This window comes from Bacillus sp. DNRA2, from assembly GCF_012843265.1.
Lineage (GTDB): Bacteria > Bacillota > Bacilli > Bacillales > Cytobacillaceae > Bacillus_BU.
The window spans coordinates 174,284-197,911 of the sequence record NZ_JABAIT010000005.1 but is presented as its reverse complement, the minus strand read 5'-3'; the positions used below and the strand labels follow the sequence as shown (position 1 = coordinate 197,911).

30 protein-coding genes are annotated in these 23,628 nt (G+C 36.8%); 22 read left to right on the top strand and 8 right to left on the bottom strand.

The genetic code is table 11. The features are described from left to right. The coding region (locus HHO41_RS22235) for a transposase (RefSeq protein ID WP_211171062.1) at window positions 1-213 on the bottom strand (213 nt) is incomplete at its 3' end. Between the two features lie 411 nt (window positions 214-624). After that, a complete protein-coding gene (locus HHO41_RS06890; RefSeq protein WP_169096821.1) occupies window positions 625-2,178 on the bottom strand; it encodes an ABC-F family ATP-binding cassette domain-containing protein in 1,554 nt (517 codons plus the stop codon). A 256-nt stretch (window positions 2,179-2,434) separates the two neighbouring features. Here HHO41_RS06890 and HHO41_RS06885 point away from each other — a divergent pair, with 256 nt between their 5' ends. The 9 genes from HHO41_RS06885 to HHO41_RS06845 all read left to right on the top strand — a co-directional run bounded on the left by HHO41_RS06885 (window position 2,435) and on the right by HHO41_RS06845 (window position 7,697). Beyond that, the gene (locus HHO41_RS06885; RefSeq protein ID WP_169096819.1) at window positions 2,435-3,007 is read left to right on the top strand and encodes a class I SAM-dependent methyltransferase; all 573 of its coding nucleotides are present in this window, start codon (window positions 2,435-2,437) and stop codon (window positions 3,005-3,007) included. Continuing rightward, window positions 3,008-3,604 carry a DedA family protein gene (locus HHO41_RS06880; RefSeq protein ID WP_169096817.1) on the top strand — a complete coding sequence of 199 codons (597 nt, stop codon included), beginning with the start codon at window positions 3,008-3,010 and terminating at the stop codon, window positions 3,602-3,604. A 240-nt stretch (window positions 3,605-3,844) separates the two neighbouring features. Beyond that, window positions 3,845-4,066: a YozE family protein gene (locus HHO41_RS06875; RefSeq protein WP_169096815.1), complete on the top strand. Its 222-nt coding sequence runs from the start codon at window positions 3,845-3,847 to the stop codon at window positions 4,064-4,066. A gap of 121 nt (window positions 4,067-4,187) precedes the next feature. Then, on the top strand, window positions 4,188-4,883 hold the full coding sequence (locus HHO41_RS06870) for a hypothetical protein (protein WP_169096813.1): 696 nt from the start codon (window positions 4,188-4,190) through the stop codon (window positions 4,881-4,883). 174 nt (window positions 4,884-5,057) lie between these two features. Beyond that, window positions 5,058-5,231 carry a YozD family protein gene (locus HHO41_RS06865; RefSeq protein ID WP_169096811.1) on the top strand — a complete coding sequence of 58 codons (174 nt, stop codon included), beginning with the start codon at window positions 5,058-5,060 and terminating at the stop codon, window positions 5,229-5,231. 139 nt (window positions 5,232-5,370) lie between these two features. Further along, window positions 5,371-5,559, top strand: coding sequence for a hypothetical protein (locus tag HHO41_RS06860; protein ID WP_169096809.1), 189 nt, complete (start codon window positions 5,371-5,373; stop codon window positions 5,557-5,559). A 25-nt stretch (window positions 5,560-5,584) separates the two neighbouring features. Then, window positions 5,585-6,379, top strand: a complete 795-nt coding sequence (locus tag HHO41_RS06855) for a serine/threonine-protein kinase (RefSeq protein WP_169096807.1) — start codon at window positions 5,585-5,587, stop codon at window positions 6,377-6,379. Window positions 6,380-6,400: 21 nt separating this feature from the next. Beyond that, a complete protein-coding gene (locus HHO41_RS06850; RefSeq protein WP_169096805.1) occupies window positions 6,401-7,174 on the top strand; it encodes a sporulation protein in 774 nt (257 codons plus the stop codon). A 214-nt stretch (window positions 7,175-7,388) separates the two neighbouring features. Continuing rightward, entirely contained in the window at window positions 7,389-7,697 is a 309-nt protein-coding gene (locus HHO41_RS06845; protein WP_169096803.1) for a YodL domain-containing protein, read from the top strand. Between the two features lie 77 nt (window positions 7,698-7,774). Here the strand turns inward: HHO41_RS06845 and HHO41_RS22590 are convergent, their stop codons facing one another. Beyond that, the gene (locus HHO41_RS22590) at window positions 7,775-7,906 is read right to left on the bottom strand and encodes a hypothetical protein (protein WP_348981229.1); all 132 of its coding nucleotides are present in this window, start codon (window positions 7,904-7,906) and stop codon (window positions 7,775-7,777) included. A gap of 155 nt (window positions 7,907-8,061) precedes the next feature. Here HHO41_RS22590 and deoD point away from each other — a divergent pair, with 155 nt between their 5' ends. The 7 genes from deoD (at window position 8,062) to HHO41_RS22585 (ending at window position 14,459) form a co-directional block, all read left to right on the top strand. Beyond that, entirely contained in the window at window positions 8,062-8,769 is a 708-nt protein-coding gene (gene deoD / locus HHO41_RS06840; RefSeq protein ID WP_169096801.1) for a purine-nucleoside phosphorylase, read from the top strand. A gap of 153 nt (window positions 8,770-8,922) precedes the next feature. After that, a complete protein-coding gene (locus tag HHO41_RS06835) occupies window positions 8,923-10,170 on the top strand; it encodes an MFS transporter (protein ID WP_248278387.1) in 1,248 nt (415 codons plus the stop codon). 155 nt (window positions 10,171-10,325) lie between these two features. Next, window positions 10,326-11,117, top strand: a complete 792-nt coding sequence (locus HHO41_RS06830; protein ID WP_169096797.1) for a M15 family metallopeptidase — start codon at window positions 10,326-10,328, stop codon at window positions 11,115-11,117. A gap of 111 nt (window positions 11,118-11,228) precedes the next feature. Next, a complete protein-coding gene (locus HHO41_RS06825) occupies window positions 11,229-12,743 on the top strand; it encodes a lmo1851 family serine protease (RefSeq protein WP_169096858.1) in 1,515 nt (504 codons plus the stop codon). 111 nt (window positions 12,744-12,854) lie between these two features. Next, window positions 12,855-13,691, top strand: coding sequence for a hypothetical protein (locus tag HHO41_RS06820; RefSeq protein WP_169096795.1), 837 nt, complete (start codon window positions 12,855-12,857; stop codon window positions 13,689-13,691). A 149-nt stretch (window positions 13,692-13,840) separates the two neighbouring features. After that, entirely contained in the window at window positions 13,841-14,287 is a 447-nt protein-coding gene (locus tag HHO41_RS06815; protein WP_169096793.1) for a FixH family protein, read from the top strand. 49 nt (window positions 14,288-14,336) lie between these two features. After that, the gene (locus HHO41_RS22585) at window positions 14,337-14,459 is read left to right on the top strand and encodes a hypothetical protein (protein ID WP_282434269.1); all 123 of its coding nucleotides are present in this window, start codon (window positions 14,337-14,339) and stop codon (window positions 14,457-14,459) included. A gap of 61 nt (window positions 14,460-14,520) precedes the next feature. Here the strand turns inward: HHO41_RS22585 and HHO41_RS06810 are convergent, their stop codons facing one another. Further along, entirely contained in the window at window positions 14,521-14,997 is a 477-nt protein-coding gene (locus HHO41_RS06810; RefSeq protein ID WP_169096791.1) for an Hsp20/alpha crystallin family protein, read from the bottom strand. Window positions 14,998-15,124: 127 nt separating this feature from the next. Beyond that, entirely contained in the window at window positions 15,125-16,492 is a 1,368-nt protein-coding gene (locus HHO41_RS06805) for an MATE family efflux transporter (RefSeq protein ID WP_169096789.1), read from the bottom strand. A gap of 203 nt (window positions 16,493-16,695) precedes the next feature. Here HHO41_RS06805 and HHO41_RS06800 point away from each other — a divergent pair, with 203 nt between their 5' ends. Continuing rightward, entirely contained in the window at window positions 16,696-16,851 is a 156-nt protein-coding gene (locus HHO41_RS06800) for a hypothetical protein (protein ID WP_169096482.1), read from the top strand. Window positions 16,852-16,886: 35 nt separating this feature from the next. Here HHO41_RS06800 and HHO41_RS06795 read toward each other — a convergent pair whose 3' ends face one another. The 3 genes from HHO41_RS06795 to HHO41_RS06785 form a co-directional block, all read right to left on the bottom strand. After that, a complete protein-coding gene (locus HHO41_RS06795) occupies window positions 16,887-17,441 on the bottom strand; it encodes a GNAT family N-acetyltransferase (RefSeq protein WP_169096787.1) in 555 nt (184 codons plus the stop codon). Between the two features lie 297 nt (window positions 17,442-17,738). Continuing rightward, on the bottom strand, window positions 17,739-18,863 hold the full coding sequence (locus tag HHO41_RS06790) for an amidohydrolase (RefSeq protein ID WP_169096785.1): 1,125 nt from the start codon (window positions 18,861-18,863) through the stop codon (window positions 17,739-17,741). Between the two features lie 103 nt (window positions 18,864-18,966). Beyond that, entirely contained in the window at window positions 18,967-19,746 is a 780-nt protein-coding gene (locus tag HHO41_RS06785; RefSeq protein ID WP_169096783.1) for an undecaprenyl-diphosphate phosphatase, read from the bottom strand. A 185-nt stretch (window positions 19,747-19,931) separates the two neighbouring features. On the opposite strand from HHO41_RS06785, the gene HHO41_RS06780 reads away from it, so the two are divergent. From HHO41_RS06780 to HHO41_RS06760, 5 genes are all read left to right on the top strand, one after another. Further along, a complete protein-coding gene (locus tag HHO41_RS06780) occupies window positions 19,932-20,132 on the top strand; it encodes a PLDc N-terminal domain-containing protein (protein WP_169096856.1) in 201 nt (66 codons plus the stop codon). Then, window positions 20,132-21,040 carry an ABC transporter ATP-binding protein gene (locus HHO41_RS06775; protein WP_169096781.1) on the top strand — a complete coding sequence of 303 codons (909 nt, stop codon included), beginning with the start codon at window positions 20,132-20,134 and terminating at the stop codon, window positions 21,038-21,040. The genes HHO41_RS06780 and HHO41_RS06775 overlap by 1 nt, the downstream gene beginning before the upstream one ends. Continuing rightward, on the top strand, window positions 21,037-21,813 hold the full coding sequence (locus HHO41_RS06770) for an ABC transporter permease (protein WP_169096779.1): 777 nt from the start codon (window positions 21,037-21,039) through the stop codon (window positions 21,811-21,813). Before HHO41_RS06775 ends, HHO41_RS06770 begins: the two co-directional genes overlap by 4 nt. 21 nt (window positions 21,814-21,834) lie before the next feature. After that, window positions 21,835-22,683 carry a patatin-like phospholipase family protein gene (locus HHO41_RS06765; protein WP_169096777.1) on the top strand — a complete coding sequence of 283 codons (849 nt, stop codon included), beginning with the start codon at window positions 21,835-21,837 and terminating at the stop codon, window positions 22,681-22,683. A 119-nt stretch (window positions 22,684-22,802) separates the two neighbouring features. Then, window positions 22,803-23,603: a hypothetical protein gene (locus HHO41_RS06760; protein ID WP_169096775.1), complete on the top strand. Its 801-nt coding sequence runs from the start codon at window positions 22,803-22,805 to the stop codon at window positions 23,601-23,603. The last annotated feature ends 25 nt before the right edge of the window (window positions 23,604-23,628 follow it).

Below are 23,628 nucleotides of genomic sequence, written 5' to 3'. Positions count from 1 at the left end.
TCCAATTAGTATCATTTTGAACAGTACAACGGGATCAAGCGAAGGTCTTCCTTTGGTTTCACTATAAAAAGGACGCACCTTTTCCCTGATGAAGGAAAGATCTACGTGTTCATTAATTAATCGAAGGAGGTGGTTCTCAGGAACCAATAATTCTATGTCTACTAGTTCAAGCTGGCTTGTTTTAGATTGAGTCGAATTCGTACCATTTAGCAATGTAGTCACGCCTTCCGGGTATTTACTATATATAAATTATTATACCACATTAACGCGTTAATTTGATAAAAACACGGACTTTCTCAACAGCCTGAAAAACTCCGACTAATTCGAGAATAGTATTAAAAATAGCGTAAATAGACGGAGAGATTCCGCTTATTGATTCTAAAAACGTGAAAAATGGCGTGTTTTGACTTGCGTAAGCGGAAAACCTCCGCTTATTTTTACTTTTGCTTGGTCTTAACTGTAGAAAAACTCCATATTAAAAAATAAGTGTAATTTTATTTCAAAAAAAATCAAAAAGCCCTCATTTAGAAACATTAAGGTGGCCTGTAGCATAAGTAAATTGACTAAAAATGTTAATAAAAAGGGGTACCCTAGTAAAATCATTGGGTACCCCTCCGTCTTTAATTAAAACACTTTAGTGGTCCAATCCTCACAATTCCAAATATCTGTGGCAATTTCACGATAGAATTCAGGTTCATGGGATACCATCAAGATACTTCCGCGATATGCCTTTAAAGCCCGCTTCAATTCTTCCTTTGCATCCACATCTAAGTGATTGGTCGGCTCGTCTAGAATTAATAGATTCGTCTCTGTGTTAATAATTTTACACAAACGAACTTTGGCTTTTTCTCCACCAGAAAGGACTTCAATTTTACTTTCAATATGTTTTGTCGTTAATCCACATTTTGCAAGAGCAGCACGAACTTCAGCCTGATTCATACTTGGGAATTCGCTCCAAATCTCTTCAATACAAGTGTTATAGTTGGACTGTTTCACTTCCTGCTCAAAGTAACCGATATATTGATACTCACCACGTTCTACTTTACCCGAAATTGGATTAATCAACCCAAGAATACTTTTTAAAAGAGTTGACTTACCAATACCGTTTGCACCGACGAATGCAATTTTTTGGCCGCGTTCCATTTTCAAATTCAGCGGGCGTGAAAGTGGTTCATTGTAACCAATCACAAGATCTTCAGCCTCGAAAATCCAGCGACTTGCTGCACGAGCTTCTTTAAAATTAAACTCAGGTTTAGGCTTCTCTTTCCCTAATTCAATAATATCCATTTTGTCCAGCTTCTTTTGACGTGACATCGCCATATTACGAGTCGCAACACTTGCCTTGTTACGAGCAACGAAATCTTTTAAATCAGCAATCTCTTGTTGCTGACGCTTGTAGGCGGACTCTAGCTGTTGCTTTTTCATTTCATATATTTTTAGGAAGTTATCATAGTCACCAGCATAGCGATTCAACTCTTGGTTTTCCATGTGGTAGATTAAGTTAACTACATTGTTCAAGAATGGAATATCATGTGAAATCAAGATGAATGCATTCTCATATTCCTGCAGGTAGCGCTTCAACCATTCGATATGCTGTTCATCCAAATAGTTCGTAGGCTCGTCTAGTAATAGGATTTCAGGCTTTTCTAGCAAAAGCTTAGCTAATAAAACTTTCGTACGTTGCCCACCGCTAAGGTCGGCTACATCTCGATCAAGTCCTACATCGTCTAAGCCTAGACCACGAGCAACTTCCTCAACTTTTGAATTAATTTGATAGAAATCATTACTATCTAAGGTTTCTTGAAGTTCTCCAACTTCAACTAGCAGTGCATCGATATCAGCACCCTCATCACCCATTTTGGCATAAAGTTCGTTGATCTCCGCTTCTGCATCAAATAGGTATTGAAAAGCAGTACTTAAAGCCTCACGCATCGTCGTACCTTTTTGAAGTACAGCATGCTGATCCAAATAACCAACACGCACCTTTCGTGACCACTCAATTTTCCCTTCGTCGGGTTGCAACTTCCCAGTTACAATATTCATGAAAGTCGACTTACCTTCACCATTTGCTCCTACAAGCCCAACGTGTTCACCTTTTAAAAGTCGAAAAGACACATTATTAAAAATCGCACGATCACCGAAACCGTGACTTAAATTTTGTACATTTAATACACTCATTTTTTTAACTCCTTATTTAATGTCACATGAAGATATCTTACTAGATTTAGCCTAGATTTTCTACTTGAAGTTATTTCTTGTGAAAGATGTAAGTTGATTTTGAAGTTAAGAAGTGAAAGAGTTCTTAACTAAAGGATTGTAGCTGAGGAACAGAATAGAACTCTAATCCTAATAAAATCTTAAGAAAAGCATCCACTTAATCTTAATATCTATCCTGCATACTTGAGTATAAATTACGGGTATGAGGTGAAACAGGATGCAAATCATAACATTTATTGGCGAATTTATAAAACATCCTAGAAATACTGGAGCGCTTACGCCCAGCTCAGAAATACTGGCGAAGAATATGCTAGAGACAATCAATTTTGAACATTCAAAAACGATTGTGGAATTGGGACCAGGTACTGGGGCATTTACTGAAAAACTTGTCAAACGAAAAAAGAAAGCTACATTTTTAATCCTTATTGAAATTAATGAAACTTTTGTAAAAGATTTGCAGCATAAATATGCCCAAGACCAAAGCGTCCATGTAATCCATGGTTCCGCAGAGAATTTGAAAAAGTACTTAGTAGGGCTCAATCTTGATAGGGTAGACTATGTATTATCGGGATTACCGTTTACTTCAATGCCGATAGATGTTTCGGAACGAATTTTACGTAATGTCAAAGACTCACTTCTTCATAGCGGCAAGTTTATTACATTTCAATACTCTCGAGTGAAAAAGAAATTAATACAGAGTTTTTTTCCGAGAATAACAGAAACAAAGGTATGGCTGAATTTCCCTCCGGCCTATGTTTTGGCATGCGAAAAAGGGCAGGAGACACGATAAATGGGAGAAAATGAATTATTAATCTATATCCATCAATATGGGTATGTCGCTTTGTTTTTTTGCTTATGGCTTGGGATTGTAGGAATGCCGATTCCAGATGAAATGATTGTAGCGACAGGTGGTTTCGTTTCATCTATGGGGATGTTAAAGCTTGTACCTGCTTTTATGATTACCTACCTAGGTGTTGTGTCGGGGTTGTCGCTTGGGTTTGTTCTAGGCAGGATACTTGGAAAAAAAGTAGTCGATAGAGTAATGAAAAGAAAGGCTAAGTACTATATTAAAGCTGAGGAAATCACGCAAAAATACGGAAATATTGCTTTAATCGTTAGTTATTTTATCCCAGTTGTCCGACATATTGTTCCCTATATTGTTGGCATGAATAAAATGACTTTTAAGAGGTATTCCATATACTCTTATTCCACTGCACTTGTATGGACCATGATCTATTTTATATTAGGCTTCACGTTTGGTGATCACAGTGAGACTATCGTGCAATTAGGAACAAAATATGGTCTTGTTTTTGGCGTAATTGCCGTGCTTTCTGTATTCCTAATTTATCGATGCCATCCTCAGGTTTCAAGTTATAGGGAGAAGTAAAGGTATAGCGCTCAGCAATGAGGGCTTTTTTTTATATTAGTTAACAATCTGATAAAATGGAAATTAGTTTATACATTGACAATTTATGAGGTATTAATTGCAATATTTATTTTGATTGAAAATTATCCATTAAAAAAGGAAAACAATACGATATAATGAGTTATCATATTGCATGTTAGAACTGAAATTAAATTTATAACATGTAAGAGTCTATATAAAGTAAGAGAAGAAGGCGAAGATATGACGAAATCATTTTACCATTTTCTGATGAAATATCGACATCCCAAGCCCGGGGATTTAATTAGCCAATTTGCGAACTATGCATACCTTGATCATGGTTTTCCGAAGACTTCATCAGACTATCATGAAATAAGTAATTATCTTGAATTAAATGGGCATTATCTGCATAGCTTGTCAACCTTTGATGATGCATGGGACTTATATTGTGAAACGGAGAGATAGGGACAACCTGTCTCTTTTTATTTTGGATGATCAAATCGAGTTTTTCGCGGTGACTTTTCCTTCTCAAGTGCATATAATATCGTAAATATTTTCACGGCTCATCATTGAGAGGATGGAGGAAATGGATAAACGGAAAAAACCGAAGTACAAAATCGGTGATATAGTCGTGATCACTTTATATGGTACTACAGGTAAAGTCACAGATGTCAAATGGCTTGATGGAATGTATGTGTATGAAATTGATAATAGTGAAGGTCTATATTTTGAGAATAAATTAGAATTACTCTCAGATTACAAAGGAGAATTGGTCGAAAAAGAACATATTGACATTGAATATCGATTCTTTTTTGGTGACTTAGTTCAAGTGAAGGGCTATGGAGCAGAATTATTTAAAGTGGTTGGATTTCGTACCGAAATATGGCGCTATAAGGAAAATGCGTGGGAAGATGTGATTTATGAGCTTGCGAGAATTAAGGATGGGGAATGGTTAGAGGCAGGCGAGGAAGAACTGTTATTAGTGGCGGATGCAGAAACCGCAGACCTGTTTCTTCAGAAGCTCGGACTGCTGTTTTTAGCAAATAAACCACAGACGCACCTTAATCTTCCTGAACCAAAGAACCCGATTCGAAATCGAGAGCGGGAAGAGTTGAATAGAAAAATGGATAAGAAGGAATATATTGATTTTTTATTAGATGTATATAATGATTATCGACTACTATACGATTTATTCCATGATGAGGAATATAGGCAGGTAATGAAGGTTGTTTTAAAAAAGCTATCATCTGCTGTAAATGGCGATGAAATTAATCACTCATGAATAAATAGTCTTATCTATCTTTTTCCCACCTTCTTTGATCCCCCGATGAAAAAATCTCACAAAATAGACCGTTCATTTTTTAAGCACGAATGAATTATGTTAAGAAAAATAACCCAATAAAAAGGGTATGAAATACCAGAAACGCTCATACATTCCTATAAAGGGGGCGATACTGTGAGAGAAATTGAAGTATTCATTGATACGGAAGAAATTGCAGAATTTTTCTTTCATGAGCTGTTAAAACGGGGATACGTTCCCGCAGAAGATGAACTGGAGGAATTAGCTGATATTACCTTTGAGTACTTAGTTGAAAAGAGCATTATTGATGAGGAAGTATCTGATGATTGACATAGATGACAAAATGACGAGTGTGATATGCTCGTCATTTTTGCGTGAAGAAAAATTAATGATAACTTGATTTTGAAAAATGAAACTTTTTATTTTGGATATCGTATAATCAAATTAGGAAGTTAGAGGAGGAATGAACATGTTAAAAAAACTATTAAAGTCGCTCCTGGGTAGTGCCATGAATAGCAAACATCATTATAAACATTACAGTAGCAGTGATGCTTGGAAAAAAGGCTATAAATATCAAAATCATTCACATTATGGTCATCATCACTATAAGAAAAAGCATAAAAGTTTTTCAAGCTTCGGAAGCTTTTTCTCAAGCTAACATGAATTGAGAGTGGAAGGGCTACATGTGGAAGTCAATCGTTCTAATTATCTCCAATATAGTTGAGAAGCCATTTCAGAGCGGCACCAAGCTTTTAAACCGCTATGAAGTCGTCAGTCACCTTGGCAGTGGCAGTTATGGACACAGTTACCTTGTATTTGATTCTGTCCGTCAACAAAACATGGTCCTGAAAACGTTAAGATGGCATAAACGATTAACGAAAAAGGGTCGCGCTGGATTCCAACAGGAAATCTTATTTTTGCGAGAGCTAAACTCACCTTGTTTTCCAACATTTTACGATAATGGTACGGTCAATCGTATCCCTTATTTTACGATGGAGTTCATTGAAGGGAAAACATTTGAACAGTTAATTTTTGAAGAAGGAAAGGTATTTAATGAAAAAGAATCGTTTATGTTAGGTTATGAACTGTTACAAGCGATTGTTTCCTTACAGGAGGCGAATATTGTCCATCGAGATATCCGAATTCCTAATATCATGTGGGATGGAAAATCGATTAAAGTGATAGATTTGGGCCTAGCGGAAAAGGTTTTGCAAAATCAAATGGAGATTAGAGTAATGACTCGCCATCCACGTAAACAAATCGATTATAAAAGCGATTATTACGGTCTTGGGCATTTTTTATTATTTCTTTTGTATTCCGGATATATACCTCCTGAAGGTAAAAAGGAAAAAAGCTGGGAAGAGGAATTGAGTCTATCGCCACAAGCCAAAATGGTTATTAGGAAATTGCTCCAATCTGCCCCTCCATATGAGAATGCTGAACAAATTAAACTTGATATTCAACAAATTATTAATTAACCTACGGAAGGATGGAATAAAATGTCATTATTTAATAAAGTATTCGCCAGTATTGGTATTGGTGCTGCAACAGTTGATACGAAATTAGAACGAGATACACTTGTTCCTGGTGAAGCAGTAAAAGGCATTGTAGAAGTCCGGGGTGGCAGCGTGGAGCAGCAAATTGATGCCATTTATTTATCGTTATTTACAACTTACTTAAAAGAATCAGATGATCGTAAATATACAGTTAACGCTCTTATTGAGCAGGTACGCTTAAATGAGCCTTTTGTGATTAAGTCTCAGGAAACAAAACAAATTCCATTTTCATTTGAATTGCCCATTGATACACCAATATCATTGGGTAGATCAAAAATTTGGGTCCAGACAGGTTTGGATATCAAAAATGCAGTTGATCCAACCGATAAAGATTTTATTAAGGTCATTCCCAATCCATTGACGGAGGCAGTAATAAACGTTGTTAACGATTTAGGTTTTCGCCTACGTGAAGTTGAGTGTGAAGAAGCACCGTATCGAATTCGTAAACGATTACCGTTCGTGCAGGAATTTGAATTTGTACCGATTACAGGAACATACCGTGGCAAACTTGATGAACTAGAAATTGTCTTTTTCCCGAGCTCAAGTTCCATGACGGATATTTATATGCAAGTTGATCGTAAAGCACGTGGGTTAGGGGGATTTTTAGCAGAAGCGCTCGAAATGGATGAAAGTCATATTCATTTTACAGTTAGCTCTGGTGACTTACCATCTCTACGTGAAAAAATTAATTCAGTCATCCAAAAATTCTCTTTATAAAGAGCAAAAAAGAGTGGGCGAACCCACTCTTTTTTTGATTATCAGTAGACCCCCTTGTCGAAAACTCTCATGACAACCGACAAAATAACAAGATATCCGATGAAGGATTCGACATGGACAATGGATAATTAATAATTAATCATTTGATTAAACTTTCAAAATAATTCCAACTCAGTGACAATTATTTGGAAAACTTTCGTTAGGGGGAGTCGAAATGATAATGGAATTAGTAGGGAAGCGTAAGAAAAAATTTGATGTAACCCTTTACCAAACTCCAGTATTTAGACAGAAAAAAGGGTACGAAGAAGTATATCGTCTCTTGATTGAAGAAGCGAATCATAAGGAATGTCTTGAAAATATTTTTAAAATCTTTAATGTATCAGATTTAATTCCGGGTGATTATAATGGCAGATATGTCAGTACAGGCGATATTATTTCGATTGAGGAAGGCCGAAGCGGACAATCCTTTTATCAATTACAGCCTGGAGGTTGGATTAAAATTAATCGTGTTCATTTAAGGTAAGAAGAGGAAGTCAGTTGGCCCCTCTTCTTTTCTTGTATGGAAACATACACTTAACCAATGATGGACCGAATCGTAATTTACTGCTTATTCTTACGGTTCCCGGCACGATTTTCCTTTCCGTGTGCCTCCTGTTCTGCGATTATTGCTTCAGGTGGAATATGATTATTTTTCTTAGGTGAATTAATACGACTTCGATGTTTTTTACCCACGTGAATTCCTCCTTCATCTGCTTGAATAGTTCTTTAGCATACCTTTTTAGCCTTTCCATTTTTATAAATTATCATTAAGTATTGTTCTATTTTTCTATTCTTGAGGAGATGTGATATAGTGTGATTGTTATCAGGAAAAGAATGGAGGATTATTAATGAGTATCCATATCGCTGCAAAAGAAAATGAAATTGCTGAAACTGTTCTTTTACCAGGAGATCCACTTCGGGCAAAATATATTGCCGAAACATTTCTTGAAAATGCGGTTTGTTATAACGAGGTTCGAAACATGTTTGGTTACACAGGTACATATAAAGGAAAACGAATTTCTGTTCAAGGTACCGGAATGGGAGTACCATCCATTTCCATTTACATTACAGAATTAATGCAAAGCTATAACGCACAAAAATTGATTCGCGTCGGTACTTGTGGGGCAATCCAAAAGGATGTAAAGGTCAGAGATGTAATTCTGGCCATGAGTGCTTCTACTGACTCACAAATGAATCGCCTCACGTTTGGGGCAGTTGATTATGCTCCCACAGCGGATTTTGGTTTATTAAAAAGCGCCTACGATGTTGGGATTGAAAAAGGCTTAAATTTAAAGGTCGGCAATGTGTTTACGGCTGATATTTTCTATAATGATAATGCCGAACATGAAAAATGGGCAAAGTATCAAATTTTAGCAATTGAAATGGAAACAGCTGCGCTTTACACACTTGCAGCTAAGTTTGGTCGAAAGGCTTTATCCGTACTTACTGTTAGTGATCATATCTTAACAGGAGAAGAAACAACTTCTGAAGAACGGCAAACAACCTTTAACGAAATGATTGAAGTGGCTCTTGAAGGCGCTATTAAAGACGCATAATAAGGTGGGTTTAAGATTCGGTACCTGATAAACATCGGGTACCTTTTTTTATTTTTATTACGAAGCTGGTTTAGGAAAAAGATTGTAGTCAATTCTGTTTAGAAGTATTATTTAGTATATCAAAATAATACTTTTATGAAAGAAGATGCACAATTGAATAATTTGGATGCATTGAACGAGAAATATAGTATTCGTAATGGCATTGCTCAGGCTATCGCCTTGAATGGGAGCAACAGTTATTTTTCACTTTTTGCGATAAGTGTGTTAAGCGTGACCAACTATCAGGTCGGATTAATTAACTCTCTTCCACAATTTATGGGGATGTTTGGAATGCTTATCGGCTCGATTATTCTAAATAGATTAACCGAAAAAAAGGTCTTTACAGCCTTAGCTTTTTTAATTACTAGGATATTTTTATTGGCGATGATTTTTGTCGTCTATGTGCCATCGACATATGCAGGCTGGACATTTGTATTATTAATTGGACTAATGAACATTCCAGGTGCATTTGCAACACTTAGTTGGCAGTCTTTAATTGGCGATATGATAACTGATGTGAGGCGAAACACCTTTTTTAGTTTGCGTAATAAGTTTTTGACCTTTGTGGGGATGAGTTTTACTGTTATTATTGGTATTTTCCTAAGCTTCTTTGCTGAAAACAATCCTTTTCCATATCAATCCATTTTCCTTGTTGCTTTTTTAGCGGGATTAGTTGAGGTGTATTATTTATTTAGACATGTTGAAAAAAAGAAAGAAAAGCGGACATCCAAAAAGAGTTACAGGATAAATTTTTCGGCATTTTCTCACAAGCCATTTGTTGTTTTTTTAGTTTGTGGATTATTGTTTAATTTTACCTGGCAAATGGCTTGGTCCCTATTTAGTATTTATCAAATTAAATATGCAGGTGCAACAGGGGTTTGGATTAGTGCTATTTCAGTTACGAGCTTAATCGGACAGATTATTAGTTACAAATGGTGGGGGAGAATGGCTGATAAATATGGAAATCATTTGATGATGATTCCGGTGTCAATTGGCATGGCAACCGCACCTGTCCTTAATATTCTCTCGACAAATTTGATATATTTAACGGTCATTAATGCTGTGGCAGGACTGTTTATTTCCGGTACTGTATTACTTTTATTTAACCTTCTATTAGAGGTAACAACAGATGAAAATCGAGATAGTTGTATTTCCAATTATAATATCCTATTAGCAATTATTGGCTTTATTGCGCCTCAGATTGGGGTATATCTATTGGAGAAGTATTCAATGAATACTGCGATGATAACCTCAACCATCGCTCGACTGTTAAGTGGAGGAAGCTTCTTTTTTTTATATGTTTATTTACAAAAAATATCAACAAACCCTGTAATGATTTCCGAAAAAAGCCGAACAAGCTAAATTTGTTTAATTGGAATATATTTTTCGTTTACAACTCCCCTGCGTTTTTAGGGGGTTTTTGTAGTATTTTGCTGATTTTTCGTTACTTCTGGCCGTTTCGTGGTAAAATACTTAATATTGTAATGAAAATTATCATAATAGGATTGGTGGACAGAATGAAAAGATTGCATTTTCAGATTGGCATATGCTTGATCTTATTAACAGGATGCAGTCAAATTGATTCCTATATAAAAAAGGTCCCGTTTATTAACCATTCGGATCAGAATGGTTTAGCCCAATCCAATCAAGGACAAGCAAGTGAATTAACACTTGAGGCAGCTTATTTTAATCAGATTGAGGAGGTTGCCGGGAAAAGCGTCATTCAAAATCCAATGAACATTCTTGCTTTGGTCAATAAACAGTATGCATTACCAGCCAATTATGAACCTAAGGATTTAATCAGACCTCATGTCCGTTTTTCTTTTGGTAAACAAGAAATTGAGAAAAGCTATTTGCGTAAGGAAGCAGCCGGTGCCCTTGAAAGAATGTTTGCTTCTGCTAAGAAGTCAGGAATTGAATTACTTGCTGTTTCAGGCTATCGTTCTTATATCCGCCAAAAGGATTTATATAATGCTGAGGTTGAGAAGGTTGGCGAGGAGCATGCGATACAAGCGGTGGCTGTACCAGGGAATAGTGAGCATCAAACAGGGCTATCCATGGACATATCGAGCGAAAGTGTTAACAATTATTTAACCGAGGAATTTGATTCAACAGCCGAAGGCAAATGGTTGGAAAGAAATGCGCATCGATTCGGGTTTATTCTCCGTTATCCTAAGGGGAAAGAGGATATCACTGGATACCAATTTGAACCGTGGCATTTTCGTTATGTGGGGGAAAAAGCTGCAACCCTGATTTATGAAAAAAAATGGACACTTGAAGAATATTTTCATGTCGTAAAAAAAATGTAATTTATAAAAAATTAATGTAAATTTAAACAATGTTCACAGGAATTCTTTGTTTTATACGCTAAAGTAGTGGTATTGTGTAAAAAGAGAATTTTATTAGATTATATTGGGAATATGAAAGTGGTGAGAGGTTTGGAGCAAAATCAAGTAGACCAAAAACAGCCTGAGCAACAAGAGGGGCATCAAAAGACCGAACAATCTGCAGGCTTTATTCGAATGAAAAAATTCCATTTTGCGATGTTATTATTACTGCTTGTATTTTTAACAGCTGGAATTACTACATTTGCATTAGCATTTGGAGATGAAAAGGTTGTTCCAGCTGTTACGAATGATCGACAGGAGTTTGACAAACTATATTCTGTATTTGATACGATTAAGCAGGATTATTTTAAAGATGTAAAAGATTCGAAATTGATTAATGGTGCAATTAACGGGATGATGGATGCGCTTGATGATCCATATTCAGACTACATGGACATCGAAGAAGCAAATAAATTTCACACAAGTATTTCTTCGACATTCGAAGGAATTGGTGCTGAAATTTCTGAACAGGATGGACATATCGTTATTGTCACCCCAATTAAGAATTCACCTGCAGAAAAGGCTGGATTAAAGCCTAACGACAAGGTCCTTACCGTTGATGGTAAAAGTGTGCAAGGTATGAGTACAACTGAAGCTGTTCAGCTTATTCGTGGTGAAAAGGGTACAAAAGTTGAGTTAGCCATTCTTCGTCCAGGTGTGGATGATCCAATCAATGTTTCAATTACTCGGGACACCATTCCATTGCAAACGGTATATGGAGAAATGGTGGAAGGTGAAAATGGGATAGCTCATGTTCAGGTTTCTTCTTTCTCTTCAAATACGACTGAAGAACTTACACAAGTTCTTCAAGACCTGCAAGGTAAAGGAATGAAGGGAATGATCCTTGATTTAAGGCAGAATCCGGGTGGATTGCTCGATCAAGCGATTAATATTTCTAGCATGTTTGTTCCAAGCGGGAAGGTTATCTTTAAAGTCGAAAGTCGTGATGGAAAAGTCGAAGAATACAAATCAACGAATAAAGGTAAAGGTTCAACAACTCCACTCGTTGTTTTAATCGATAAAGGTAGTGCAAGTGCATCGGAGATTTTCGCTGCAGCAGTAAGTGAATCTGCCGGTATTTCCTTAGTGGGCGAAACTTCGTTTGGTAAAGGAACAGTTCAACGAGCACAGGACCTTCCAGATGGCTCCAATATCAAGTTTACGACAGAAAAATGGTTAACACCTAAAGGGAATTGGATTAATAAAAAAGGTGTGAAGCCGAATTTTGAGGTAAGTTTACCTGAATATGCATCGCTACAAATCATAGATCATGACAAAGAATGGAAGTTATCTGATTCTTCAAGCGATATTAAAAATGCTCAGAAAATGCTTAAAGCTATTGGTTTGGATCCTGGTCGCGAGGATGGCTATTTTGATGATAAAACCAAACAAGCAATTATCGCGTTACAAAAGGATGCTAACATAGAAGCAAACGGTATTTTAACCGGAAAAACATCTATGGAATTAATGGGTCGCTTAAGCAAAACGATTCAAGAAAATGATACGCAAATTCAAAAAGCGATTGAAATTTTAAAAACAAAAATGTAAAAGTAAAAAAACCTCTTCGATTGATTGAAGGGGTTTTTTCATTGAATGATTTAGTTTCCTATCGGAAAAACTTAAATATCGTAATTAATTAATGAAATTGAGAGTGGAAAAATGAAGCATACCAATATAACAATTTGCTTGACTTCGCTGTTTGTGATGATCCTATTAGGATTGTCTCAACCGCAGAGAGGTTTTGCTACTCCGCAATACGGCATCTTATCTTGGGAAAGGGTCAATAAAGTCTTACCACGATACAGTAAGTTTACTGTAAAGGACACGGAGACAGGGTTAAAGTTTCGGGTACAAAGGAGAGCAGGGAGTCGACATGCCGATGTGCAACCATTGACAAGTAAAGATACCAAAATAATGAAACAAATCTATAATGGGAAATGGAGCTGGCGAAGGAGATCTATTTTTATTTTAAATGGAAAGCAAAAAATTCCAGCTTCCATGCATGGGATGCCACATGGTGCTGGAGCATTGCAAAATAATTTTCCTGGTCATTTCTGCATTCATTTTTATGGGAGTACAACACATCGTACCAATCATATGGATTTATCTCATAAATTAATGATATTAAAGGCAGCGGGACGGCTCGAGGATCACCTATCACAAGCTGAACCTTATGAAGTAGTTAATGCGTATATGGCGGGTATCAAAGAACAAGATGAAACGATTATGTCGCTCGTCTCACTGCAAACTGTGAAATGGTCTACGCTTTTATCGAAAATTGATTCAGTCAGAATAAGTCAGATGACTGTTCTTCCAATTGAAGACTTAACCTCAGAATTACAGTTGTCTATTCCGGTTCAGCTTGACTTATATATAAAAGAACAAGGATTGAAAAGATTTCGTGGGAATATTGAAGTTGTCCGGTTTTCACAAGTTGATCCGTGGAAGGTAGATTCAATTAATTTCCTTTCAGAAATGAGCTTACTCAATAATTGAGAATGGTAATCGCTTAGGTGGTAGATTTACCTGAGCATTTTTTTGTGAAAAAATTAAGAAGAATAATTCTTTTGCAATATCTTGTCTGAATATGTAAAAATATTTCTAGAGAAACAAAAGTTATTTAGATCAAAGGGGAGAGATGCAAGATGAAAAAATGGATATTAATATTAGGAATGATATTTTTTTCAATGGTCTTAACTGCTTGTGCTGACAAAGAAGAATCATCAGAAGATGAATTAAAGTGGGTTGACGTAAATGTTAAAATAGATCCTGAAAAACCAATGCCAAATGAACCTGTCACGTTCAACGCAGTCGTTACTTATGGGGATGAAGTAGTTACTGATGCTCGTGAAGTGACTTTTGAAGTTTGGCGCTCACAGGATGAGTCTCATGAAGAGTTTGAAATCAAACAGGCAACTGACGGAGCATATAAACTTGAAAAGACTTTTGATAGAGAAGGTACATACTATGTGATTGCACATGTAACAGCAGAAAATATGCACAATATGCCTAGAAAGGAATTTGTTGTCGGTACTCCAAGCGAGCCAGAAGCAAAGAACTCAAAAAGTCAGGTCATGGAAGATATGAAATAACCGCTATTGAATTATATGGTATTTATGAAAAAGGCTGTGTTTAACCTTAGTGTTGATTTTGATTTATCGCAAGTTGATTGGAGCGGAAGGCACGAAGACTCCTGCGGGAGTAGCTGGTATGGGAGACCCCACAGGCGCGAATGCGCCGAGGAGGCTCCCGACTAGCCCCTAAGGTGCGCGAAGTGCCGGCAGCGAATCAACCTCCGCGTTTAACGCAGCCATAAAAAAGACGCCTAGAATAACTCCGTGACGTCAATTTCTGAATATTGTAGCTCAACAATTTTAGGAATCTTAATTTCCAAAATACCATCCTTATAGTTAGCAGTAGCTCCCTTCTTTTTAACGATGGCAGGTAATGTCAAGCTGTGCTTATCGTCGAGGTTCGGTACATGCTCAACGGAAATTTGATTTGCGGTATGGTAAATTTTCATTGTTTTTAACCATTCCTCATTTGAAATGGTGATTCGAACAAATACATATTCATGTGTATCAAAAACGGAGTAGTTTAGTTGGGTAGTAGTGGCTGCTTGAAAATGATTGTCTGGAAAGATACCTTTCATCATATCAAAAGGGCTCGACATTCCTTCCATGTGTTTGGACATCATCTTTCCCATCATATCTTGGGTAAATTGTTGCATTTGTTCAGGATTCATGCCGTTCATCATTTTATTTGATTTTGAATTGAATGGAAAGAAATTAAACGGGAACATCTATATCGTCCTTTCATGTAGCATCATCGTATTACTTTGTTCATCATATGCAAAAATCAGCCCACTGGTTATTTACAAAATGAGAAAATTAGATGAGAAAATGTTTAGAAAAAAGGAGCATTCCGAATTAGGAATGCTCCTTTTTAAATTGGAAGGTCTGATGGCTTTGCAAGTGAAATAAACGAATAGATAAACACACAGCACCTGTCGCCAAGCCGATAATCAAACCTATCCAGTAGCCGAATGGCCCTAAATCTGTGTATTTTACTAAGAAATAACCTAGTGGTAAGCCAATTACCCAATAAGAAACTAATGCCATCCAAAAAGTAATATTTACATCTTTATAGCCTCGTAATGCACCTTGAATTGGGGCTTGAATGGCGTCTGAAAGTTGAAAGAAAAAGGCATACATTAAAAACTGGGTAGTCAGTTTTTGAACTAATGGATCAGCAGAATATAAAGCCGAAATTTCACTGCGGAAAAATAATAATATCAGGCCAGAAAAGCAGGCCATACCAATGGCGATTGTTACGCCGAGAAAACTATATTGTTTAGCATCCTGAAGCCGTTTAGCTCCAACCTCAAAACCAATGACGATCGTTAAGGCCATCGATATGCTTAACGGTATCATATAAAGCAAAGACGCGAAATTAATGGCTGCCTGATGTGAAGCGATCGTTGCTGTGTCAAATTGGCTCATCAACAGTGTCACTGCAGAAAATATGCTTGTTTCAAAAAACATCGAAAGACCTATCGGTATTCCAATCAGCAATATTTCTTTCCAAGTTACTAGAGCAATAGGGTAAAGTCTTTTAAAAATATGATAGTTTGTAAATGGTCTTTGAGATTGGATGATAATAATGGTTAAGATTAAAATAATCCAATACGTAATCGAGGTAGCGTATCCTGCACCAACCCCGCCTAAAGCAGGAAATCCTAGCTTTCCAAAAATGAACAAGTAATTTAATAGTACATTTATTGGTAATGAGATAAGTGTAATAATCATCGAAACACGGGTTTTCCCAAGGGCATCAATGAAAGCCCGGAGAACGGTAAAAATAAATAGTGGAATCATTCCATAGCCTAGTGCGATTAAGTAATCTCGTGCTACCGTATATACATTTGTTTCGAGATTCATTGCATGTAGGAGCGGCGTTAAAAATAATGCGCCTAAGCCAATTACTACAAGCGCCAATAATACGGATAGGTAAGTCCCTTGAATGACAGAAAAAGCAACCTTATCATGCTTATTCCCACCAACCAATTGGGCGATGATAGGTGTAACAGCTAACATGATACCGCTCAAACCCGTAAATACAGACACCCAAATAGAAGAGCCAATGGCAACACCTGCTAAATCTATCGAACTATAATGACCAGACATGGTGGTATCGAAAAAATTCATCATAAATAATCCGAGCTGTGTAACCAGAATCGGAAGAAGAATTATCAGTAATTGCTTAATTTTTTCAAATGTATTATTAGTTTTAATCATATCTGTGCCTCAATTTCATTTTATATGTACATCAATGCGAGCTCATTTAACCTCAGTTAAATGATTTAAGTATTATACCAGAAGAATGATTAGAATGTGGTTTTTTTACATTTTTCAAGATTCATTTAAATGCGTGGTAAAGAATGAAAGTCATTCATTTTGTTAATTATATGAATACGAATAGAAAGGAAGGAGCATGCTCATTGGCTTATCAATTAAGGCGAATAAATCCAAATCAAACGCAAGTCCTTTTTCACGATGGGCGGTTCGAAACACTAACGAATGAGGAACTTCAGTATTTTTTAGCAGAAACGGGCGATGCAGAAATTTTCATAAATGAGCAAAGCATGGACGAGTAATAAGAAACGCTCCGAATTAGATTCGGAGCGTCTTTTTATGCCAATTGTGACGATTCTTGATGTGAGTCATTATTCCGTAACATGTGGAATGTATATTGATCTTTTGAAATTTCATAAAGATCATAAATTTCATCGTTAGAGTTTATTTGATCATACAAGGATTTTCTTAATTCATTCGCTTTCGAGACATATGGGAGTTTTTCGGCTGCCTTAAGTGAGCGAATATTAGTCTTTCTTATTCGCATGAAAATTTTTTCGATACCAAGCTCGAAAAAAAGCTCATCAAAAAAAGCGTCTTTAGCGGGTTTGTTATATCCTTGGCCGTGATAGGGCTTACCGAGCCATGTACCTAAAAATCCTGCATTGTCTTGGATGTCATACAGATTAATCGTCCCAATTGGAGTGCCCCATTCATCAAGAATCGTTCGTGAAATTAATTCACCGCGTTCTTCTGCTTCAATTGTCTGCTTTGTGATAAACACAAACTCATCATAACACTCTGCTTTATGGCGCACAAAAGGGAAGACTTCTGGGTGCGTCATCAAATCATACAAAGTATGACAATCGTGAAGATCCCGCTTCTTGAGCATGTTAATCCCTCCAAAATAAGGGCAGTCCGAAACTGAACCCATGCATAGAAAACGCGTCGGTTCGTCCCACCCTCGAAATTTTTTGTGTTGATAAAAAATTTCGGGGTGGGAATCGAACCCACTAGGACCAGAAATCTGGTGGCGCACCATTTGCCTTCCCTAAAAACTATTTCATATTTAATTTTCCATAAGTAAAAAAAGTTCCCTCATTTCGTATCATACAAGATTTTATCATGTAATGGTATAGGTATTTTTATGAAATTTTCATGTTGAATATGTTAATTTGTCACAGTTTTTTCACATTTTTGTAAAGACAATTTCACCGTTGATCATCGTCCAGTTTGGCTTTGCTAAAAAGTGAAATGGGTGATGGTTCCACAGCACTAAATCAGCATCCTTGCCAACCTCGATACTCCCTACACGGTCGGCAATTTTTAAATTTCGGGCAGGGTTAATGGTAATACCCTCAAGCGCTTTTTGCTCAGACAGTCCTTCACGAACTGCAAGAGCAGCACATAAATTTAAATATTGGATTGGTGTATATGGATGGTCAGTTGTAATGGAGACCTCGATACCATGTGCGGTTAGGACTTGATAGGTTTTCCACGTTTTGTTCACTAGTTCTACTTTAGATCGTCGTGTTAGTGTAGGGCCAACTGAGACTTTGAGATTCAAATCAGCTAGTTCTTTCGCAATAAGATGTCCTTCGGTGCAATGCTCAATCCGAAGGTCGAGATTAAACTCTTTAGCCAGGCGTACTGCCGATAAAATATCATCTGCACGATGTGCGTGAATACGGACTGGTATTTCTCGTTTCAACGCCTTAATTAATGGCTTCATTCTTAATGAATCTTCGCTTCCAACACGACTTGCATCATAAAATGCTTCACGGAGCATTCCCATAATGCCCATTCTTGTCAACGAATCTTCGTTGCCGTTACTGTGAATTCGTTTTGGGTTTTCACCAAAAGCAATTTTTAGCCCTGCTGTTTCCTTTACCATCATCTTGTCAATATTTGACCCGCTTGTTTTGATAACTGATGTCGTCCCGCCGATTACATTAGAGCTACCAGGCATAACGTGAACCGTTGTAATTCCATATTTAACGGCATCTGAAAAGGCGTGATCAAACGGATAAACACCGTCAAGTGCACGGATATGTGGAGTCAATGGTTCAATTGTTTCATTGGCATCGTTGCCTGCCCAACCAGTTCCTTCATCATAAAGTCCGAGATGGGTATGAACATCAATAAAGCCCGGCATTAAAAAACCGCTCCCACAATCAATGATTTTTGTGTTTGCATCAACAGGAAGGTGTTTTCCAATGGCACGTATTTTTCCCTTCTCAACAATGATATCACCGTTATAGATGGGCTCGTTTGTAATCGGGTAAATCTTGGCGTTTTTCAATAATATTTTCATGGTTAGATCGACCCTTATAGGATTATTAGTTACTATTAAGTATATTTGTTATTATTACTATATACCAACATTTTTACTATTTTCAAAAAATAATTATGTTGGTTTAAAATATTCCAATTGTTTGTAAAGCGATAATTGTAATACCCAATATCCAGACATATATTGCGAAAATTTTCAGAGATTGGTTTTTTAAAAATTGAATCATTCCCACAACAGCGATATATCCAAAAATAGCTGATGAAATGGTTGCGATGAACAAGTTACTAAAGGTTATAGATTCATGTGTTCCGGCAGCAAGATCTCCAAATTGTAAGATAATACCTCCTGCAATCGCGGGTATTGATAGCAGGAAGGAAAAGTATGCAGAAGTTTCTCGATCCAACTTTCGAAATAGCCCAGCTGCAATAGTTAGACCAGAACGGGATATCGCCGGAAATATCGCTGCTGCTTGGAAGGTGCCAATAAATAGTGCATCACCGTAGCTTATGTCATGAGCCTTTTTAGCACCTGCTTTAACGCTATCTCCCATCCATAAAATTGCACCAGTAATTAAAAATTCCCAGCCGATTGTGGTACCAGTTTTAGAAATCGATTCAAATAAATCATTGAAGGTAAAACCGACAATGACTGCTGGAATTGTACCGATGATAAGGAGTAGTGTCTGTTTGCTGAAAGGTTGTTTGATCATATTTACCAATTCTTGTTTATACACAACTATGACAGCAATCAAGGTTCCAATATGCAGCATTGTGTCAAGAAACAATCCTGCTTCATCAAGCCCAAATAAATGGCGTCCCAAGTACAAATGGCCGGTACTAGAGATTGGTAAGAATTCCGTTAAACCTTGGATGAGGCCGAGTATAAACGCTTCAATGATTGACATCAATTCATCATTCCTTATTAAAAACTTATCGATATGGTTATTACAAATGTATTCACTTTGTCCCAAACAAGAACAGGATAAATAGCATGTTTTTTAGGAGATTCTAATCACTTGCAGCAACAAATAATATAAAATAGAGACAGAGGAAAAAAGATTTTTCATCAATCCAATTTGGAGGGGTAATGATGGAATTATTAGAGAATGTGAATTTTGGTTTGCTTATTCCTATTTTAATTGTCCAATTGATATTATTGGTAATCGCTCTTATCAATGTGATTAAGGCTGATAATACAAATGGACCTAAGTGGGTTTGGGTGTTAATCATCGTCTTTATTAACATTATCGGCCCAATCGTTTATTTTGTTTTTGGAAGGAGAGATGATTAATGCCCGTTATTACTGTTAACGGTCTAAAAAAAAGCTTCCAAGACAAAGAGGTTATCAAAGGCTTAGACTTTATTTTACAAACTGGAAAATGCACAGCTCTCATTGGACCGAATGGAGCTGGAAAAACGACGATATTGCGAATGCTTTCTGGTTTGATTCAGCCTAGTGCGGGAACCATCAAATTTCACGAGGATCATACAAAGGGTGATATTCGGCAATACATTGGTTATTTGCCGCAATTTCCTGTGTTTCATGACTGGATGACGGGTATTGAATTTTTGCAATTCGTTGGGCGGTTGGCGGGTTTAACAAAATCTGTTGCATTACAAAGAGCGAAAGAATTATTGGCACTGGTTGGATTGGAGGAAGCAAAAAATCGGCGCATTGGGAAATATTCTGGGGGAATGAAACAGCGCCTTGGAATTGCTCAGGCGATTATTCATCGGCCAAAGCTGGTCATGCTTGATGAACCAGTATCAGCGCTCGATCCGTTTGGGAGAAGAGAGGTTCTTGAACTTTTAGAAAAATTAAAACAAGAAACGACGATTTTGTTTTCTACCCATATTTTAAACGATGCAGAAGAAGTATGTGATCAAATACTATTTTTACATAATGGAGAACTTGTGGAAACTGGTACAATGTCTGAATTGCAATTGAAATATCAACAGGCAAAGCTACTGTTGGAATTTACGGAAAATGCTGCAACATATATTGATGCCTTTACAAAACAAGAACTCATTGAAAAACGACAAATTGACGGTAATCAAGCAACATTATTTGTGAAAGATTTAGAAAAGACCAAAGCAGCGATGCTCCGTGAAATTGCTGATGATAATTGGCCTCTGCTTCGATTTGAAGTTGGACGATTAACATTGGAAGATGTATTTTTGGAGGTGGTAAAAAAATGAATCAGTGGTTGACCATTTTCCAAAAAGAGAATCTTGAAATGCGAAGAAATTTCAAATGGCTTTGGTTTCCGATTTCTTTTGTTTTACTCGGTGTATCAGAACCACTATCAGTCTATTATATGCCGCAATTAATTGACGCACTCGGTGGTATGCCGGAAGGGACAGTCATTGAGATTCCTACACCGACTGCCCCGGAAATTCTATATCAAAGTATTAGTCAGTACGATACAATCGGACTATTAATCATTGTGTTAGCATCAATGGGAATTATTTCGGCAGAAAGAAAAAGTGGTGTAGCAGAACTAATTTTAGTTAAGCCCGTTTCATATTTTGCCTATATTTCAGCAAAGTGGGCTGCTGCACTGGTCTTGGTATGGACTTCGCTATTTTTAGGATTAATTGCGAGCTGGTATTATGTAATGATTCTATTTGAAACCGTTCCAATGATTGATCTGTTAAGTACATTTGCCATTTATGGTCTTTGGCTTTCGTTTGTATTGACACTCACCATCTTTTTTAATGCGTTATTTAAATCACCAGGCGTTGTTGGATTTACTTCGATGGCAACACTAATTGTTTTATCCATAATATCGGGCTCATTATCACAGTGGCTCGATTGGAGCCCTGCTCTACTTTCAGGCTATAGTAGTGTTGTATTAGTGAGTGGAGAGCTTCCAGAAGGATCCATTGGTGCAATAATCTTAACAATCAGTAGTATAATCATTCTGTTACTGTTATCCATTGTTATTTTTAAAAAGAAAGAACTTGCATAAAACGAAAGGAAGTATCATGATTTGATAGAAAATGTTGGACTTGTCCTAGAAGGGGGAGGAATGCGCGCAGTATATACCGCGGGTGTCCTTGAAAGCTTTTTAGAAAATGATATTTATTTTCCGTATGTGATTGGAGTTTCAGCTGGTGCGGCAAATGCTGCATCCTATCTTTCAAAACAAAAGGGGCGAAATCAAGTCGTCAATATCGATTATGTAACCGACCCTCGCTATCTCTCTTGGCGCAATTTTATCAAGAGACGTGAATTTTTTGGTATGGATTTTATCTTTGGGGAAATTCCCAACAAGCTTGTTCCTTATGATTTTGATACTTTTTATCAAAGTAAAGGGGAATTTGTCGTCGGAACAACGGATTGTTTATCAGGGGAACCTGTTTATTTTTCGAAGCAGGATTATGGAACTGATATGCTAACTGTAATCAGAGCTTCAAGTTCATTACCTTTCATAGCGTCCGAAATTACCTTTAAAGATAAAGTGTTGTTAGATGGAGGGATTAGTGACCCTATCCCGATAAAAAAAGCACAGCAAGATGGTTTAAAGAAAAACATTGTAGTGTTAACAAGGAATTCAGGATACTTGAAGAAACCTTCTCGTTTTCATTTTCTGGTTAAACGGAAATATCCGCACTATAATGGTTTGCAAACGGCTTTGATGCAACGCTATCAAATATACAATGAAACCATTCACTATTTAGCTGAGCAAGAGAAATTAGGGAATGTCATGATCATTCGTCCAACACAACCCATTCAAGTTGGGCGAATGGAACGCGATCCGGAAAAATTGTCAAAACTTTATTTCTCAGGCTATCAGGATGGAAACCGATATCTTGAAAAAATAATGCAATTTTCATAATCACAAAAAAACCGGACCACATCGATCCGGTTTTTTGTATGAATTGAAAAAAGCTCATGAAACGTGTGTTTTGATAATAGAATATTGTAAAGGTCAAGAAATGGACAAGGAGATCGCACATGAATATTCAACAATACTACCGCATTGCTGCTAACACTGCGTTAAACGGAAGTTTAGTAGCGTTTTTACCCATGATAATAATCGTTTGTTTCGGGCTCTATTTTCCAGTTAAGCTTCCAATGTTTTTGATTGTTTTACCATTTTGTTTTTACAGTTTTATTTGCTATCAAAATTACTTAATTCAGAATGATCGAAGCAATGAAGTGAATGTGATTCGGAAAAATACGCGAAAACTATCCGATGCTAATCAGCTTCTCATTACATTTTTGCCGGCTCCTTCTTTGAGAATGCTCCTGTTTGATGAATATGGAATATTAATTGGCGAAGTGAGAGACAAACAGTTTTGGTGGTGGAGATGGTTTTTACCTTATTTTATTGATCGTCTGTTTCCTAGTTGGTATGGACTGTATGATGGTGAAAATCAACTGGTATGTTCATATCAAGTCCATGATAAAATGAAAAATGTGAAAATTTTTAACAGCAATCAGGAGTTAATCGGTTTATTCAATACTAACAATAAAAAGAAGCCATCACTTATACGCAATGGAACCATTTCATCGATGATAACTGGCGAAAAAATCCAAGTTAAAGCTTCGAGTGTTTACCATCATATCCAACTTCATGATGAACAAGGTGCAATTATTGGAAAACTTATAAAGGGTTGGATGCCACAAGAGTGGGGTGATTTGTTTCGCGATGCTAATACGCCATATATTACTTTTTCACCCAAAATAAATGAATCCGAAAAAATGTTTATTATAGGTGTACTTACCGAATATTTTCGTTATTCGGATCATTAATATACAAAAAAAGCCTGAGATTCCC

Excerpts from the sequence above, each read along its gene's own strand:
- HHO41_RS06890 (WP_169096821.1), bottom strand. The coding sequence starts at position 2,178 with ATGAGTGTATTAAATGTACAAAATTTAAGTCACGGTTTCGGTGATCGT.
- HHO41_RS06885 (WP_169096819.1), top strand. The coding sequence starts at position 2,435 with ATGCAAATCATAACATTTATTGGCGAATTTATAAAACATCCTAGAAAT.
- HHO41_RS06825 (WP_169096858.1), top strand. The coding sequence starts at position 11,229 with ATGAAAGTGGTGAGAGGTTTGGAGCAAAATCAAGTAGACCAAAAACAG.
- HHO41_RS06775 (WP_169096781.1), top strand. The coding sequence starts at position 20,132 with ATGCCCGTTATTACTGTTAACGGTCTAAAAAAAAGCTTCCAAGACAAA.
- HHO41_RS06880 (WP_169096817.1), top strand. The coding sequence starts at position 3,008 with ATGGGAGAAAATGAATTATTAATCTATATCCATCAATATGGGTATGTC.
- HHO41_RS06790 (WP_169096785.1), bottom strand. The coding sequence starts at position 18,863 with ATGAAAATATTATTGAAAAACGCCAAGATTTACCCGATTACAAACGAG.
- HHO41_RS06845 (WP_169096803.1), top strand. The coding sequence starts at position 7,389 with ATGATAATGGAATTAGTAGGGAAGCGTAAGAAAAAATTTGATGTAACC.
- deoD (WP_169096801.1), top strand. The coding sequence starts at position 8,062 with ATGAGTATCCATATCGCTGCAAAAGAAAATGAAATTGCTGAAACTGTT.
- HHO41_RS06830 (WP_169096797.1), top strand. The coding sequence starts at position 10,326 with ATGAAAAGATTGCATTTTCAGATTGGCATATGCTTGATCTTATTAACA.
- HHO41_RS06780 (WP_169096856.1), top strand. The coding sequence starts at position 19,932 with ATGGAATTATTAGAGAATGTGAATTTTGGTTTGCTTATTCCTATTTTA.
- HHO41_RS06815 (WP_169096793.1), top strand. The coding sequence starts at position 13,841 with ATGAAAAAATGGATATTAATATTAGGAATGATATTTTTTTCAATGGTC.
- HHO41_RS06805 (WP_169096789.1), bottom strand. The coding sequence starts at position 16,492 with ATGATTAAAACTAATAATACATTTGAAAAAATTAAGCAATTACTGATA.
- HHO41_RS06875 (WP_169096815.1), top strand. The coding sequence starts at position 3,845 with ATGACGAAATCATTTTACCATTTTCTGATGAAATATCGACATCCCAAG.
- HHO41_RS06760 (WP_169096775.1), top strand. The coding sequence starts at position 22,803 with ATGAATATTCAACAATACTACCGCATTGCTGCTAACACTGCGTTAAAC.
- HHO41_RS06795 (WP_169096787.1), bottom strand. The coding sequence starts at position 17,441 with ATGCTCAAGAAGCGGGATCTTCACGATTGTCATACTTTGTATGATTTG.
- HHO41_RS06810 (WP_169096791.1), bottom strand. The coding sequence starts at position 14,997 with ATGTTCCCGTTTAATTTCTTTCCATTCAATTCAAAATCAAATAAAATG.
- HHO41_RS06770 (WP_169096779.1), top strand. The coding sequence starts at position 21,037 with ATGAATCAGTGGTTGACCATTTTCCAAAAAGAGAATCTTGAAATGCGA.
- HHO41_RS06855 (WP_169096807.1), top strand. The coding sequence starts at position 5,585 with ATGTGGAAGTCAATCGTTCTAATTATCTCCAATATAGTTGAGAAGCCA.
- HHO41_RS06860 (WP_169096809.1), top strand. The coding sequence starts at position 5,371 with ATGTTAAAAAAACTATTAAAGTCGCTCCTGGGTAGTGCCATGAATAGC.
- HHO41_RS06870 (WP_169096813.1), top strand. The coding sequence starts at position 4,188 with ATGGATAAACGGAAAAAACCGAAGTACAAAATCGGTGATATAGTCGTG.
- HHO41_RS06850 (WP_169096805.1), top strand. The coding sequence starts at position 6,401 with ATGTCATTATTTAATAAAGTATTCGCCAGTATTGGTATTGGTGCTGCA.
- HHO41_RS06820 (WP_169096795.1), top strand. The coding sequence starts at position 12,855 with ATGAAGCATACCAATATAACAATTTGCTTGACTTCGCTGTTTGTGATG.
- HHO41_RS06785 (WP_169096783.1), bottom strand. The coding sequence starts at position 19,746 with ATGTCAATCATTGAAGCGTTTATACTCGGCCTCATCCAAGGTTTAACG.